The organism is Lysobacter tyrosinilyticus, assembly GCF_054779815.1.
In genome coordinates, this window is sequence record NZ_BAAGXN010000004.1 from 181,901 (window position 1) to 195,968 (window position 14,068).

Sequence of the window (14,068 nt, forward strand, 5' to 3'; positions counted from 1 at the left end):
AGGTGACCGATGACGCCGAACTCGATCTACCTGCCAGCATTGGCCATGGCGCTGTTGACCTTCGCAGTCTGGTGGCGGATGTACTTCCTGCGCATCGGCGAGATGAAGCGCGAACGGATTCACCCGCAAGCCGTGGCGACTTCGGCGCAGCTTGCCGCGAAACTCACTGATAGTCGCGCCGCCGACAACTTCCGCAATCTGTTCGAACTGCCGGTTCTGTTCTATCTCGCTCTGATAGTCGCCCAGCAGGCGGAACTGGTTTCAGCGCCCGTGCTGGTGCTGGCATGGATCTTCGTCGCGCTGCGCGTCGCCCATAGTTGGATCCAGTGCACCTACAACAAGGTCATGCATCGCTTCTACGCGTATCTGACCGGCGGAATGGTGCTGTGGATGCTGTGGGGTGTGCTCGGTTACGGGTTGCTTGCGCGATGAACGAAGCCGACGAGGCCGAACTGCGCCGCCTGCGCTGGAAGTCCCGGCGCGGCATGCGCGAGCTCGACCAGTTGCTGGGTCGCTATCTCGATCGCGAATGGCGGCAGTCTTCCGAAGCCGAAAGGGTGGTTTTCCTACGGCTGCTGGAAACCGAGGACGATAGGTTGTGGCATTGGTTCATGGGCCACGAAACCTCCGACGATGGCGAAATCCAGACCCTGGTCGACTGCATCCGCACCTTGCCGCCTTGAGTGGCGAGCTTCCTGGATTCTTGCTTCCGCGTTGTTGATGCTGGGAGCACTTGCGGCGTTCGCCGTACTTGCCTGCGAACTGCCCTGGTCGGTTTCACTGCCGATCGCCGCAGCGGCTGCTTTCGGCGGGGTAGAGCTGGCGGAACGCGAGCTTCTGCTGCCGACGCTGGACCTGGTGATTCCGCATCAGGGCGACGCGACGATCGATGGCGTGTTGGTGCACGAACTGCAGGTTCACTGGCGGGGCCCTCTGGCATTCCTGCAATGGCGCGATGCCGCCGGGCGTCGCCGACGTCGGCAGGGCTGGCCCGACAACCTGGGCGCGGCCGCGCGGCGTGAACTGCGGCTGGCCATGGCGGCACGCGCCCCGGCGCATTCGCCGCGTTCGGTGGCACCATAGCCGCCTCGTTTCCCGGCCCCGCGCATGTTCAGACCCGTACCCGTCGCCATCGGCCTGCGCTACCTGCGCGCCAAACGCCGCAATGGCTTCATATCCTTCATCTCGTTCGCATCCATCGTCGGCATCGCACTGGGCGTTGCGATCCTGATCACCACCATGTCGGTGATGGGCGGTTTCCAGCGCGAAATCCGCGACCGCATGCTGCAGATGACCGCGCACGCCACGGTCAGCGGCTATGGCGAACCCGTACAGGACTGGCCGCACGCCGTGGAGGTCGCGCTGCTCGACAAGCGTGTCGCCGGGGCGGCGCCGTACGTCGAGAAGGAAGCGCTGATCTCGGGCTCGCGCAACCAGCCCGCGCTGATCCGTGGCGTGTTGCCGGCAGAGGAGGGCAAAGTCTCCGTGCTGCCCGACAAGGTGGTCGAAGGCAGGCTGGATCAATTGACGCCAGGCAGTTTCAACATCGTGCTAGGGCGGGAGTTGGCGCTCTGGCTGGGCGTGGGTGTCGGTGACAGCGTGATCGTGACCATGTCCGATTTCCGCAGCACGCCGATGGGTGCGATCGCCACGCAGAAGCGTTTCCAGGTCAGTGGCATTTTCGAGGCCGGGTACAACGACTTCGATAAGGGCCTTGCCGTCGCCAACATGAAGGATCTGCAGCGCGTGCTGCGCATGGGCGAGGGGGTCACCGGCGTGCGCCTGAAGCTGCACGACATGGACAAGGCCTTCGACGTGGCCCGCGATCTCGCGCTGGAACTCAAGGGGCCATACACGGTCAACGACTGGAGCAGCGAGAACGCCAACCTGTTCCGTGCGCTGAAGATGGAAAAAACCATCATGGCGATCCTGCTGGCCTTCATCATCGGCATGGGCGCGTTCAACCTGGTCAATTCGCAGGTGATGCTGGTCACCGACAAGCAGGCCGACATCGCGATTCAGCGCACACTGGGCCTGACTCCGCGCGGCGTGATGCAGGTATTCATGGTGCAGGGAACGCTAATCGGCGTGATCGGCACCACGATCGGCGTGATCGGCGGCATCCTGCTGACGCTCAACCTCGAACATGTCCTGCATGGCATCGAGTACCTGTTCGGCGTACAGCTGTTGCCGGAAGACGTTTACTACATCACCGGATTGCCGACGGACCTGAAGGCGAGCGAGGTCATCCTGACTGCCATCACGGCACTGCTCATGGCGTTCCTGGCAACGGTATATCCGGCCTGGCGGGCGGCACGCACGGCTCCGGCGGAGGCGCTGCGCTATGAGTAATACCGCGATGAAGGAAGAGGTGATCCGCGCCGAGCACCTGGGCAAGACCTATGCCGAGGGCAAGTTGCGCACGCCCGTATTCGATGGCTTGGCGCTGTCGGTGGCCAAGGGCGAAACCGTGGCGATTCTGGGTGCGTCCGGCGCGGGCAAAAGCACGCTGTTGCATCTGCTTGGCGGACTGGACACGCCGACTGCGGGTGAGGTGTATGTCGCCGGTCAGAAGATGAGCGCGCTGTCCGATGCGGCCCGAGGCGCGTTGCGCAACAAGGCGCTCGGCTTCGTCTATCAATTCCATCACCTGTTGCCGGAATTCACCGCGTTGGAGAACGTGATGCTGCCGGTGCTGCTGAACGGTATCGACGTGGCGGAAGCCACGCAGCGCTCGAAGGCGTTGCTCGAATCGGTGGGACTTGGGCATCGCCTCGAGCACAAACCCGGCGAACTTTCGGGCGGCGAACGCCAGCGTGCTGCCGTCGCGCGTGCGCTGGTGAACCGCCCGGCATGCGTGCTTGGCGACGAACCGACCGGCAATCTGGACGAGAAAACCGCAGCGACGGTGTTCGAACTCATGCTCGAATTGAACCGCGAGCACCACACCAGCCTGGTGCTGGTGACTCATGCCCGTGCTCTGGCAAGGCGCATGGATCGCGTCCTCGAACTGCACGAGGGCAAGCTGCGCGAGCTACGACTCGACGAGGTCTAGCGCATGAGCAATGTGGCAAGGACGCCACCTATGACTCCCGCCTTCGGAATCCCCACTGCGCTGGCATTGCTGGCCGGCGTGACCCTTTGCCTGTGGTTGCCATGGTTGGCGCCCTGGTGGATGTCGGCTTTGTTGCTGTTTGCCGGTGTCTGGGGCTGGGTCAAGCGCTGGTCCGCTCTCCAGCAGTACTTCGGCGTGTCCTGGCCGCGCGTGCTCGGCGCGTTCATCTGCGGATTCGCACTGACCGGTCTGCATGGCGCCCATGCGTTGTCGGGGCAGTTGCCCGGCGAGCTTGAAAAGAGCGAAGTCATCGTGACCGGTCGGATCGTCGACCTGCCTCAGCATGAGCCTCGATCCACGCGCTTCCTGTTCAAAGTCGATGCCGCGAAGGACAGGGTGCCCGCATTGCATGGTCGGCTATTGCGCCTTGGCTGGTACGACGACGAGCACCGCGCGAACGCGCCGCATCCCCGCTTCGGTCTGAAGGCGGGCGAGCGCTGGTCATTGCCAGTACGTCTGCGTGCCCCGCGTGGCCTGCGTAATCCGGGTGGTGCCGATGCCGAGAAATTTGCCGTGGCCCAACGGCTGGCAGCGACCGGTTATATCTATGCCCCGGAAATGGCCCGGCGACTCTCGCCACCGCATGGCCTGGAGGCTTGGCGCGAAACGATGTCCGCCCGCATCGCGCGGGAGGTGCCAACGTCCACCTCGCGGTTCGTGCAGGCGCTGGCGCTCGGCGACACGCGTGCATTGAGCGATGCAGACTGGGAGCTGTTGCGCGCGAACGGCCTGACCCATCTGATCGCGATTTCGGGCTTCCACGTCGGCTTGGTCGCGGGGTTCTTTGCGTTGATCGCGCGCGGCCTGTGGTGGCTTTGGCCGTCTCTGGGGCGGCGTTGGCCCGCACCCATCGTGGCGGCCCTGTGTTCGGTGCTGGGCGCCGCCAGCTACGCAGCAGTGGCCGGGTTTGCGCTGCCGACACTGCGCACGGTCCTGATGATTGCCGTCGTCGCCCTTGCCCGCGCCTGGCGTCGCCCCGTTCGTGTCGCGCAGGCGTTGGCTCTGGCGCTGATGGCCGTGCTGCTTGTCGATCCCTTGTCGGTGATCGGCGCCGGCTTCTGGCTGAGTTTCCTCGGTGTCGCCTGGCTGCTGTGGTGCCTGCCGAATGGCGGGAGCAGTGTGTGGCGCGAATTCCTGTCCGCGCAGGGCGTGGCCACGCTCGGATTGTTGCCGTTGAGTGTGGCGCTGTTCGGGCAGGCCTCGTTGGCAGGTCCCGTTGCGAATCTGATCGCGGTGCCATGGTGGAGCCTGGTAGTGGTGCCCTTGTCGCTGATCGGGCTGCTGCTCGAAATCGGATCTCCTGGTGCTGGCGGCTTGGCATGGAGACTTGCAGCCTGGTGTTTCGACCGGAGCTGGCCGCTTTTCCAATGGCTGGCGGACAGCGACTTGGCGGTGTGGTGGCTTCCGGAGGCGCGTTGGTTCGCGCTGTTGCTGGCGATGGGTGGTGCCTTCTGGTTACTGCTGCCACGGGGTACGTCGGGCAAATGGCTGGCGTTGTTGCTGTGGCTGCCGCTGCTGTGGCCGGATCGTCGAATTCCGAAGACGGGCGAGGTCGAATTGCTGGTGAACGACGTGGGGCAGGGCTTGTCCGTGTTGGTGCGTACGCAACGGCACGCCCTGCTTTACGACATGGGGCCGGCGATACGCGATGGTTTCGATGCAGGCGATCGTGCCGTGGTGCCAGCGCTGCATGCGCTCGGTGTGCGGCAGGTCGATCGTGCCGTCATCAGCCATGGAGACAACGACCATGCCGGCGGGTTCGAGGCCGTGCGTGCGGATTTTCCGGTGGCAGTCGTGTTCGCCCCCGAGGGCGTCGGCCTACCCATTGCGACGGTACCGTGCGTGGCTGGGCAGAGCTGGCGCTGGGACGGTGTCGAATTCCGCTTCCTGCACCCTCCGCCGCATTTCCCCTATCTGGCCAATGAATCCAGTTGCGTCCTGCGCATCGAGAGCGCGTATGGGACCGCCCTGCTCACCGGCGACATCGGCGAAGTGATCGAACGCGATCTGGTCCGGCTTCACGCCGCGCAACTGAAATCCAAGGTCGTCCTGGTTGCTCACCACGGCAGCGGAGGTTCTTCCGATCCCACCTTCGTCGAAGCTACGCGACCGCAACTGGCGCTGGTGTCGTCCGGGCATGGCAACCGCTTCGGTCATCCGAAGCCGCAGGTCATCGAGCGTTGGCAGCGCGTCGGCGCGCGGACCTTCGATACGTCAGTGAGCGGCGCTCTGCGCGTGGGGCTGCGCGGTGACGGGCCTGGCATCGAAACGCGACGCGGCGCACAACCGCGCTGGTGGGACGCGGCCCGCAGGCCTTGACGTCGCGCCCAAATGGCTTGATCCGGCCGGGATTCGCCCCGAAATATCGCCACCGCCGGGTCCGCTCCGTATGCTAGCGGCCGGACTGTCATGAAAGCGGCCGCTGGCCGGAGGTTTGCGAGTGCTGGAACTGGTCAAGGCCGGCGGTTGGCCGATGATTCCGCTGATTCTGTTGTCCGTGCTGGCGCTGACGATCGTCGTCGAGCGCGCCTGGACGCTCCGCCGCCGTGCAGTGCTGCCGCCGGGACTGGGCAAGGAAGTGCGGACCTGGGCCTCGGGCGGCAAGCTCGATCCGGCCCACATCGAATCCCTGCGCGCGACTTCGCCCCTGGGTGCGCTCCTGGCCGCTGCCCTGGACGTGCGCGGCCGCCCGCGCGACCAGATCCGCGAGCGCATCGAGGACGTGGGTCGTCACCTCGTGCATCGCATGGAGCGCTACCTCAACACGCTCGGCACCATTTCCGCCGCCGGCCCGCTGCTGGGCCTGTTCGGCACCGTCGTGGGCATGATCCAGATGTTCCTGGGCATCCTCGATCACGGCATCGGTGACGTGAACCAGCTCGCCGGCGGCATCGGCAAGGCGCTGGTGTGCACCGCGACCGGCATGATCGTCGCGATTCCCGCACTGATCGCGCACCGCTGGTTTCGCGGTCGCATCGCCGAATACATCGTCGACATGGAACACGAGGCGATCCAGCTGCTCGACACCATCGAGCCGCGTCCTGCGTCCGCCCGCATGGCTCCGGGCTCGCACGGCATCACGCCGCCGGTCGGCACGCCCTGAGTTTCACCAATGCGCATTCGCGACCACCGCAAGGACGACGATCCGGAGATCAATATGATCCCGCTGATCGACGTCATCCTCACGCTGATCATCTTCTTCGTCGTTACCACGACTTTCGACGCGCGTTCGGTGCTGAAGCTGCAGCTGCCCAAGGCGACGGGAGAAGCCGCGACCGACACCACGCGCGCGCTGAGCGTGCTGGTGAACGCCGATGGCCGCTATTTCGTCGACGACCGTGAAGTGCTGCGCGACGACGTCGAATCGCTCAAGGCGACGCTGGCGGAAGTCGCCGGTTCCGACCGCACCCGCAAGGTCCTGCTGCGTGCCGATGCGCGCACGCCGCATCAGGCCGTGGTCACCGCGTACGACGCGCTGGGTCAGCTCGGTTTCCGTGAGGTGATGATTGCCACCGCGCCGGAAGTTCGCGGGCAGGGGAGCAAGCAGTGAGCGAAACCGCCTCGCCGTGGTTCATCTATCGGCGATTGCTGGGGCTGGCCCGTCCGTACCGATGGGTGCTGACCATCGCCGCTATTGGTCTGATGATCGAAGGTGCCTCTGCAGGCGCCTTCGGCCTGCTGACCAAGCCGATGATCGACGAGACCTTCGTCGCGCAGAACAAGGAATTCAGCTTCCTGCTGCCGCTGGCGATCGTCGGCATCTTCGTCGTCCGCGGCATCGCCGGCTACGTCACCGACCTCTACATGGCCAAGGCCGGCCGTGGTGTGGCGCGCGACATGCGCACGAATGCACTGGGCAAATATCTGCGCCTGCCGGGACTTCGCTTCGACAGTGAGCCGGTGCCGTCGATGCTGGTGAGGCTGAGCGCCGACAGCGATCAGGTCGCGCAGGCTGCCATCGATTCGGCCAAGGTGATGCTGCAGCAGTCGTTGCAGGTCATCTACATGTTGGCGGTCATGTTGTACGCCAGTTGGCGCGTCACGCTGGCCGTGCTGCTGCTCGGTCCGGTGATCGCCTGGATGATGGACAAGGTGGGGCGTCGCTATCGGCGTTTCAGCCACCGCGTGCAGGAGAGCAGCGCGCAGCTGATGCTCATCGCCGATCAGGCCCTTTCGAACCAGCAGGAAGTGAAGGTCTACGGTGCGCAGCAGGCGGAACTGAAGCGCTATTCCGACCAGGCCAACCATCACCTGAAGCTGAGCCTCAAGATCGAAGCCACGCGCAGCATTTCCTCGGCGGTGGTGCAGTTGACCGGAGCCCTGGGCCTGGCGCTGCTGCTGTTCTTCGCGGGCCGTGAGGCAGCGGTGGGGCGGCTCAGCGCGGGTGGTTTTGTGCAGCTGATGATTTCGATGCTTGCGATCATCCCGGCACTGAAACAGCTCACTAACGTGCAGGGTCTGCTGCAGCGAGGCATCGCGTCGGCGGAGCGCCTTTTCTCGGTGCTGGATGCGCCGGACGAACCCGATACGGGCACAAGGCCGATCGAACGCGCCAAAGGCCTGCTCGAGTTCAACGACGTGGTCGCGCGCTATCCCGGCCAGACGCGCGCGGCTCTTGCCGATGTCAGCTTCAGCGCACGTCCGGGCACGGTCACGGCGATCGTCGGCCGTTCCGGCAGCGGCAAGTCGTCGCTGATCAAATTGATTCCGCGTTTCTACGAACCCGAATCGGGCAGCATCCGGCTCGACGGTCATCCGCTGCACGAATACCGATTGGCGGATGTGCGCCGACAAGTCGCGATGGTGGGCCAGCAGGTGATGCTGTTCGGCGGCACCGTGGCCGAGAATGTCGCCTACGGCGAATTGAATGATGCCGATGCGGCTGCCGTGGATCGCGCCGTGCGCGGCGCCAATGCGCTGGAATTCGTCGAGCAATTGCCTGAAGGGCTCACCACGCATATCGGCCCGAAGGGCAACAAGCTCTCTGGTGGCCAGCGCCAGCGCGTCGCCATCGCGCGCGCGATGCTCAAGGACGCCCCGATCCTGATCCTCGACGAAGCCACCGCGGCGCTCGACACCGAATCCGAACGCCTCGTGCAGGATGCGCTCAACCATCTGATGCCCAATCGCACCACACTGGTCATCGCGCATCGCCTGTCGACGATCGAACATGCCGACCAGGTGCTGGTGATGGACCAGGGCCGCATCGTCGAGCGCGGTACGCACACCGAACTGCTGGCGCAGGGCGGCCTCTACGCGCACCTGCATCGCATGCAGTTCCGCGAGGGCGAATAACCCGATGCCGCGGCAGAACCCCGCATATTGGTATGGCGAAGCGCGTGTGCCGTTGTGGACGCGTGTGCTGGCCGGGATATATGCCGGCATCAGTGGTTTGCGGCGCAGGCTCTACGAAAAGGGCGTCCTGCGCAGCCACCGCGTCGACGTGCCGGTGATCGTTGTTGGCAATATCAGCGTTGGGGGCACCGGCAAGACGCCGTTGACGATCGCCATGGTCCGCCGTTTGCAGGACGAAGGCTTCAGGCCCGGCGTGGCCAGTCGCGGTTACGGCCGCGAAGAACCTTCCCAGCCGCGCTGGGTCGATCGCGAAAGCAATCCACTCAAGGTCGGCGACGAACCCGCGCTGATCGCGCACCACACCGATGCGAAGTTGCGTGTCGACCGCGATCGCGTCGCCGCGGCGAAGTCGCTGATCAAGGCTGGCTGCGATGTGATCGTCTGCGACGATGGCCTGCAGCACTACCGCCTGGCGCGCGATATCGAAATCGAAGTCATCGATGGTCGTCGCCGCTATGGCAATGCGCAGCGGCTCCCCGCGGGGCCCTTGCGTGAGCCGGTGGAACGCGCGCAGCGCTGCGACTTCCGCGTGGTGAACCTGGGCGGGAACTCGACGCCTGGCAACAACAATGTCGGGGCCGGCTTTGGCGAATGGCCGATGAAGCTGCTCGCGGAACACGCGATTCCCGTCACGGGCGGCAGGGCGCGACCGTTGGCGTCGTTTGCCGGGCAACGTGTGCATGCCGTGGCCGGTATCGGCGATCCGGAGCGCTTCTTCGCCATGTTGCGCGCCTTCGGCATCGCCGTGGTACCGCATGCCTTCACCGATCATCATCGTTATTCGAGCGCCGATTTCGAATTCGGTAGCCGCCTTCCGGTGCTGATGACCGAGAAGGATGCGGTGAAGTGCGCGGAAATCGCCGGCGACGACTGGTTCACCGTGCCGGTGCAGGCGGAATTGCCGGAAGCGTTCTGGGTGGCGTTGCTCGACAGGCTGTCGCGGCAGTCGCGGTAACCGGAGCTTTCCTTCGCTGAATTTCTCCTTATCCCATTGGAGGGGTCATGGTTGCGCTTTTGGTTCTTGCTGTAGTCGCGGTAATCCTGCTTTCCGGCGTGCGCATCGCACAGGAATACCAGCGAGGTGTGATATTCCGCCTCGGCCGTTACACCGGGCTTCGTGGGCCGGGTTTGTTCTGGATCATTCCGCTCAACTTCGAGCGCGCGGTCATCATCGACACCCGCACGCGCACCGTGACGGCCGAGCAGCAGGAAAGCATCACCCGCGACAGCGTAACGGTGAAGGTCAATGCAGTGCTGTGGTACCGCGTCGTCGATGCGGCGAAGTCGGTCATCGCCGTGGAGGATGCCGAAGCGGCGGTCTACCAGTTGGCGCTGACCAGCCTGCGCAACATCATCGGCCAGCACGATCTGGACGAGGTCCTTCAGGATCGCAACACCATCAACGGCTTGCTGCGTGAAAACATCGCCGGTTCGACGGCGCCTTGGGGCGTGGAGGTCGAGCGTTTCGAAATGAAGGACGTCGAACTGCCGATCGCGATGCAGCAGGTGATGGCCATGCAGGCCGAGGCGATCCGCGAGAAGCGCGCCCGCATCATCAAGGCCGAGGCCGAGCTGGAGGCGTCGCGCAAACTCGCCGATGCGGCGATCCAGATGGCCAACAACCCGGTGGCCGTGGAGCTGCGGCGCATGCAGATGGTCACTGAGGTTGGTGCCGAGAGCAACAGCACCACCGTGCTGATGATCCCTTCGGACTTCGTGACCCTCTCGAAGAGCTTGAGCGAGTTTCTGCAGGACCGCATTACCAGCGATGCCCACAAATCCTGAGCCGCGAATCGTGGAGACTTGGCGATGACTTCCTTCGTTGTAGCAATCCCGGCTCGCTACGCCGCGTCGCGCCTGCCTGGCAAGCCTCTGCGCGAGCTAGCCGGCGAACCGCTCGTGCTGCATGTGGCGCGTCGCGCGCTCGCGGCGGGCGCGCGTGAGGTATGGGTGGCCGCGGACGATCAGCGCATCGCGGATGCCCTGCGCGGCAGCGGCGTGCATGTCGCGATGACGTCGACCGGACATGTTTCGGGTACCGATCGCCTGGCTGAATGCGCACGCATTGCCGGCTGGGGCGACGAGACCGTGGTCGTGAATCTGCAGGGCGACGAGCCATTCGCGCCTGCCGAGGGTATTCGCGCCGTCGCGGCGCTGCTGCGCGAGTCGGGTGCGGAAATGGCCACCCTCGCGGCACCCGTCGTCGATGCGGAAATGCTGTTCGATCCCAACACCGTGAAGCTGGTCCAGGCGGCCAACGGCGATGCGTTGTATTTCAGTCGTGCTCCGCTGCCCTGGCCGCGCGATGCATTCGCCCGCGATCGCACCCAGTTGCCGGAAGGCGGGCATTGGCTGCGCCATATCGGCATCTACGCGTACCGCGCCGGCTTCCTGCAGCGGTTTGCGGCGATGCCGCCGGGGCGTCTGGAACAGGTCGAATCGCTGGAACAGTTGCGCGTGCTCGAAGCCGGCTTCCGGATCGCGGTGGTTCCCACGCCTGCACCGTTCCCGCCGGGCGTGGACACGCCCGAGGATCTGGTGCGCGCCGAGGCGCATATAGCGGCCCAAGGCTGAGCGATGCAAATGCCGGTGCGCCTGCTCGTCGTCTGCCTCGGCAACATCTGTCGTTCGCCGATGGCGGAGGGCGTGATCCGCGCACGCATCGAGGCTTCCTCACTGGCGGGCCAGGTGACTCTGGATTCGGTAGGCATCGGTCCCTGGCATGTGGGGCAGCCGCCTGATCCGCGGGCAATCGCGACCGCTGCGAGGCACGGTGTCGATATCGCCGGTCTGCGGGGGCGTCAGCTGTCCCGCGAGGATTTCGCCAATCACGACTGGCTGCTGTGCGCCGACCGCAGCAACCTGCGTGACGTGTTGGTACGCGGGCCTGCGGAAGCGCATTCCCGGTGCGCATTGCTGCTCGACTGGGCCGGCGTGGCGGATGCGGAAGTGCCCGACCCGTACACCGGTGACGCGGAGGATTTCGAGGCGGTATGGCGGATGCTCGATCGCGCGGCCCTGGGTGTCGTCACGCGCCTGGAGGCCACGGTGAGGTCCCGCACCGCTTGAGGTCACGCATAATCGGCACTAGATAGTGAGCCGATGTCTGCAGATCCGATGACTTCCAACACCCCAGTATTCGACGGCAAGGCCTTCGTCAAAGGCCTGAGCACCGTGCCGGGCGTGTATCGGATGATCGCGGCCGACGAGGCGGTGCTGTATGTCGGCAAGGCCAGCGCGCTGAAGAACCGCGTCGCCAGCTACTTCAATGCCTCGCCGAAGTCGCCGCGCATCGCCACCATGCTGGCGCAGGTCGCGCGCATGGAGGTGACGGTCACGCGTACCGAGACCGAAGCGCTGCTGCTGGAGAACCAGCTCATCAAGTCGCTGAAGCCGCGTTACAACGTACAGCTGCGCGACGACAAGAGTTATCCGTACGTCCTGCTCACCAACGAAGCCTGGCCGCGCATCGCCATGCATCGCGGGCCTCGAGCCGTCCCCGGACGTTACTTCGGCCCCTATGCCAGCGTCGGCGCGGTGCGCGAGACGCTCAACCTGATGCACAAGTTGTTCCGCCTGCGCAGCTGCGAGGACAGCGTCTTCCGCAACCGTTCGCGGCCTTGCCTGCAACACCAGATCGGTCGCTGCAGCGCTCCGTGCGTGGGCCTGGTGCCCGCGGACGACTACGCGGAAAGTGTGCGTCGCGCCGGCCTGTTCCTCGACGGCCGCAGCGACGAGCTGAGCAACGAGCTGGGCAAGGCGATGGAAACGGCCAGCGAGAAACTGGAGTTCGAGGAAGCCGCGCGCCTGCGCGACCTGATGCAGTCGATCCGTAGCCTGCAGGCGCGACAGTACGTCGACGGTCGTGCGGCCGAGCTCGACGTGCTTGCGGTGGCGATGCAGGACGCTGCGGCGTGCGTGTTGCTGCTGGCCTTCCGCGATGGTCGCAATCTCGGCACGCGCGCGTTCTTTCCCAAGACCGGCGGCAGCACGGATCCGGCCGAAGTACTGGCCGCCTTCGTATCGCAGTACTACGCCGAACAGGCGCCGCCACGCGAGATCGTGCTCGATCGCGATATTCCCGATCGGGAACTGATCGAGGAAGCGCTCTCGCTGACCGGCGAGCGCAAGATCCAGATCAAGACCAGCGTGCGCGGCGAACGCGCCGGCTACGTCGATCTCGCACGCCGCAACGCCGAGATGTCGCTGGCCAGCGAACGCACCAGTCATATGGCCCAGCGTGCGCGCGCCGAGGCATTGCGTGATCTGCTCAGTCTGCCGGCCTTGCCGGCGCGGATCGAGTGTTTCGACATCAGCCACACGATGGGCGAAGCCACGGTCGCTTCCTGCGTCGTCTTCGACAGCGAAGGCCCGGTGCGTGGCCAATATCGTCGCTACAACATCGCCGGCATCGAGCCCGGCGACGACTACGCCGCCATGCATCAGGCGATCGAGCGTCGTTTCCGCCGTGCCGTGGAAGAGCAGGGCGTGATGCCGGATGTGCTACTGATCGATGGCGGCGCGGGCCAGGTAGCGCAGGCGCGTGCCGCGCTGGACGATCTGGGCGTGGAGGGCGTGACCCTGGTCGGCGTGGCCAAGGGGCCGGCGCGACGCCCGGGCGATGAGGAGCTGTTGCTTCCCGACGGCCGTATCGTGCACCCCGGTGCGGAATCGCCTGCCTTGCAGCTGGTCCAGCAAGTTCGTGACGAAGCGCACCGTTTCGCCATCACCGGGCATCGCGGTCGCCGCCAGAAGGCGCGCAGTACCAGCCGTCTGGAGGATATTCCCGGTATTGGACCGCGCCGCCGCGCGGCCCTGCTGAAGCACTTCGGCGGCCTAGGTGGCCTCAAGGCCGCCGGCGTCGAGGAGATTGCGCGGGTGGAGGGTGTAAATGCGGCTTTGGCCGAGCGCATTTATGCTTCCCTGCACGGACTGGAAACTGCGGAGACGAAGGGCGAATGAAGTTAACCGTTCCCACCATGCTGACCCTGCTGCGGATCGTGCTGATCCCGGTGCTGGTCCTGGTGTTCTATCTGCCCTGGAAGTGGACGAACTTCGCGGCGGCGTTCGTATTCGTGCTGGCTTCGGTCACGGACTGGCTGGATGGCTGGATCGCGCGTGCCTACAACCAGTCCTCGGCATTCGGTGCCTTCCTGGACCCGGTGGCGGACAAGCTGATGGTCGCCGTGGCGCTCCTGCTGATCGTGCAGAAGCATCCGACGCCGTGGATGGCGTTGTGGGCGGCGGTGATCATTGGCCGCGAAATCGCGGTGTCCGCGCTGCGCGAATGGATGGCGGAGCTGGGACAGCGCGCCAAGGTGAAGGTCGCCTCCATCGGCAAGATCAAGACCATCGTGCAAATGGTGGCTTTGACGATCCTGCTGTATTTCGTGCCGGACAAGTTGGGCGATAAGCCCAGTATTCCGTTCGTCATCGGCGACTGGATGCTGGCGGTGGCCGCGCTGCTGACCCTCTGGTCGGGTCTGGCGTATCTGCATGCGGCCTGGCCGACCCTGCGTGAGGACGCGCGTGGTTCCTGAAGCACATACATCCGGCGGGCCGAATGCGCGGGGATTTTGCATTCAGGTGTTGACACTG

General features: G+C 65.1%; 15 protein-coding genes. All 15 read left to right on the top strand.

Going from position 1 to position 14,068, the window contains the following annotated elements; translation table 11 throughout:
- Positions 1 to 9: 9 nt before the first annotated feature.
- The 15 genes from ACYVGK_RS11515 to pgsA all read left to right on the top strand — a co-directional run bounded on the left by ACYVGK_RS11515 (position 10) and on the right by pgsA (position 14,010).
- Positions 10 to 432 carry an MAPEG family protein gene (locus ACYVGK_RS11515; RefSeq protein WP_460733795.1) on the top strand — a complete coding sequence of 141 codons (423 nt, stop codon included), beginning with the start codon at positions 10 to 12 and terminating at the stop codon, positions 430 to 432.
- A complete protein-coding gene (locus ACYVGK_RS11520) occupies positions 429 to 683 on the top strand; it encodes an FAD assembly factor SdhE (RefSeq protein WP_460733797.1) in 255 nt (84 codons plus the stop codon). The genes ACYVGK_RS11515 and ACYVGK_RS11520 overlap by 4 nt, the downstream gene beginning before the upstream one ends.
- Positions 684 to 720: 37 nt before the next feature.
- The gene (locus tag ACYVGK_RS11525; protein WP_460733799.1) at positions 721 to 1,083 is read left to right on the top strand and encodes a hypothetical protein; all 363 of its coding nucleotides are present in this window, start codon (positions 721 to 723) and stop codon (positions 1,081 to 1,083) included.
- 24 nt (positions 1,084 to 1,107) lie between these two features.
- Entirely contained in the window at positions 1,108 to 2,352 is a 1,245-nt protein-coding gene (locus tag ACYVGK_RS11530; protein ID WP_460733801.1) for a lipoprotein-releasing ABC transporter permease subunit, read from the top strand.
- Positions 2,345 to 3,055, top strand: coding sequence for a lipoprotein-releasing ABC transporter ATP-binding protein LolD (gene lolD / locus ACYVGK_RS11535; RefSeq protein WP_460733803.1), 711 nt, complete (start codon positions 2,345 to 2,347; stop codon positions 3,053 to 3,055). The genes ACYVGK_RS11530 and lolD overlap by 8 nt, the downstream gene beginning before the upstream one ends.
- Before the next feature lie 30 nt (positions 3,056 to 3,085).
- Positions 3,086 to 5,434 (top strand): DNA internalization-related competence protein ComEC/Rec2, encoded by a 2,349-nt coding sequence (locus ACYVGK_RS11540; RefSeq protein WP_460733805.1) that lies wholly within the window; start codon positions 3,086 to 3,088, stop codon positions 5,432 to 5,434.
- A 121-nt stretch (positions 5,435 to 5,555) separates the two neighbouring features.
- Positions 5,556 to 6,218, top strand: a complete 663-nt coding sequence (locus ACYVGK_RS11545) for a MotA/TolQ/ExbB proton channel family protein (RefSeq protein WP_460733807.1) — start codon at positions 5,556 to 5,558, stop codon at positions 6,216 to 6,218.
- A 9-nt stretch (positions 6,219 to 6,227) separates the two neighbouring features.
- Positions 6,228 to 6,665, top strand: coding sequence for an ExbD/TolR family protein (locus ACYVGK_RS11550; protein ID WP_460733809.1), 438 nt, complete (start codon positions 6,228 to 6,230; stop codon positions 6,663 to 6,665).
- The gene (msbA, locus tag ACYVGK_RS11555; protein ID WP_460733811.1) at positions 6,662 to 8,410 is read left to right on the top strand and encodes a lipid A export permease/ATP-binding protein MsbA; all 1,749 of its coding nucleotides are present in this window, start codon (positions 6,662 to 6,664) and stop codon (positions 8,408 to 8,410) included. The genes ACYVGK_RS11550 and msbA overlap by 4 nt, the downstream gene beginning before the upstream one ends.
- Positions 8,411 to 8,414: 4 nt before the next feature.
- The gene (gene lpxK / locus ACYVGK_RS11560) at positions 8,415 to 9,425 is read left to right on the top strand and encodes a tetraacyldisaccharide 4'-kinase (RefSeq protein ID WP_460733813.1); all 1,011 of its coding nucleotides are present in this window, start codon (positions 8,415 to 8,417) and stop codon (positions 9,423 to 9,425) included.
- Between the two features lie 47 nt (positions 9,426 to 9,472).
- On the top strand, positions 9,473 to 10,255 hold the full coding sequence (locus tag ACYVGK_RS11565) for an SPFH domain-containing protein (RefSeq protein WP_460733815.1): 783 nt from the start codon (positions 9,473 to 9,475) through the stop codon (positions 10,253 to 10,255).
- Between the two features lie 24 nt (positions 10,256 to 10,279).
- Positions 10,280 to 11,044 carry a 3-deoxy-manno-octulosonate cytidylyltransferase gene (gene kdsB / locus ACYVGK_RS11570; RefSeq protein ID WP_460733817.1) on the top strand — a complete coding sequence of 255 codons (765 nt, stop codon included), beginning with the start codon at positions 10,280 to 10,282 and terminating at the stop codon, positions 11,042 to 11,044.
- Between the two features lie 15 nt (positions 11,045 to 11,059).
- The gene (locus ACYVGK_RS11575; protein WP_460734425.1) at positions 11,060 to 11,539 is read left to right on the top strand and encodes a low molecular weight protein-tyrosine-phosphatase; all 480 of its coding nucleotides are present in this window, start codon (positions 11,060 to 11,062) and stop codon (positions 11,537 to 11,539) included.
- 33 nt (positions 11,540 to 11,572) lie between these two features.
- Entirely contained in the window at positions 11,573 to 13,432 is a 1,860-nt protein-coding gene (uvrC, locus tag ACYVGK_RS11580; protein ID WP_460733819.1) for an excinuclease ABC subunit UvrC, read from the top strand.
- Positions 13,429 to 14,010 carry a CDP-diacylglycerol--glycerol-3-phosphate 3-phosphatidyltransferase gene (gene pgsA / locus ACYVGK_RS11585; protein WP_460733821.1) on the top strand — a complete coding sequence of 194 codons (582 nt, stop codon included), beginning with the start codon at positions 13,429 to 13,431 and terminating at the stop codon, positions 14,008 to 14,010. Before uvrC ends, pgsA begins: the two co-directional genes overlap by 4 nt.
- Positions 14,011 to 14,068 lie beyond the last annotated feature (58 nt).

What these genes read in the sequence shown, in the direction of transcription:
- ACYVGK_RS11515 (WP_460733795.1), top strand. Translation starts at nt 10, where the DNA reads ATGACGCCGAACTCGATCTACCTGCCAGCATTGGCCATGGCGCTGTTG.
- ACYVGK_RS11520 (WP_460733797.1), top strand. Translation starts at nt 429, where the DNA reads ATGAACGAAGCCGACGAGGCCGAACTGCGCCGCCTGCGCTGGAAGTCC.
- ACYVGK_RS11525 (WP_460733799.1), top strand. Translation starts at nt 721, where the DNA reads ATGCTGGGAGCACTTGCGGCGTTCGCCGTACTTGCCTGCGAACTGCCC.
- ACYVGK_RS11530 (WP_460733801.1), top strand. Translation starts at nt 1,108, where the DNA reads ATGTTCAGACCCGTACCCGTCGCCATCGGCCTGCGCTACCTGCGCGCC.
- lolD (WP_460733803.1), top strand. Translation starts at nt 2,345, where the DNA reads ATGAGTAATACCGCGATGAAGGAAGAGGTGATCCGCGCCGAGCACCTG.
- ACYVGK_RS11540 (WP_460733805.1), top strand. Translation starts at nt 3,086, where the DNA reads ATGACTCCCGCCTTCGGAATCCCCACTGCGCTGGCATTGCTGGCCGGC.
- ACYVGK_RS11550 (WP_460733809.1), top strand. Translation starts at nt 6,228, where the DNA reads ATGCGCATTCGCGACCACCGCAAGGACGACGATCCGGAGATCAATATG.
- lpxK (WP_460733813.1), top strand. Translation starts at nt 8,415, where the DNA reads ATGCCGCGGCAGAACCCCGCATATTGGTATGGCGAAGCGCGTGTGCCG.
- ACYVGK_RS11565 (WP_460733815.1), top strand. Translation starts at nt 9,473, where the DNA reads ATGGTTGCGCTTTTGGTTCTTGCTGTAGTCGCGGTAATCCTGCTTTCC.
- kdsB (WP_460733817.1), top strand. Translation starts at nt 10,280, where the DNA reads ATGACTTCCTTCGTTGTAGCAATCCCGGCTCGCTACGCCGCGTCGCGC.
- uvrC (WP_460733819.1), top strand. Translation starts at nt 11,573, where the DNA reads ATGTCTGCAGATCCGATGACTTCCAACACCCCAGTATTCGACGGCAAG.
- pgsA (WP_460733821.1), top strand. Translation starts at nt 13,429, where the DNA reads ATGAAGTTAACCGTTCCCACCATGCTGACCCTGCTGCGGATCGTGCTG.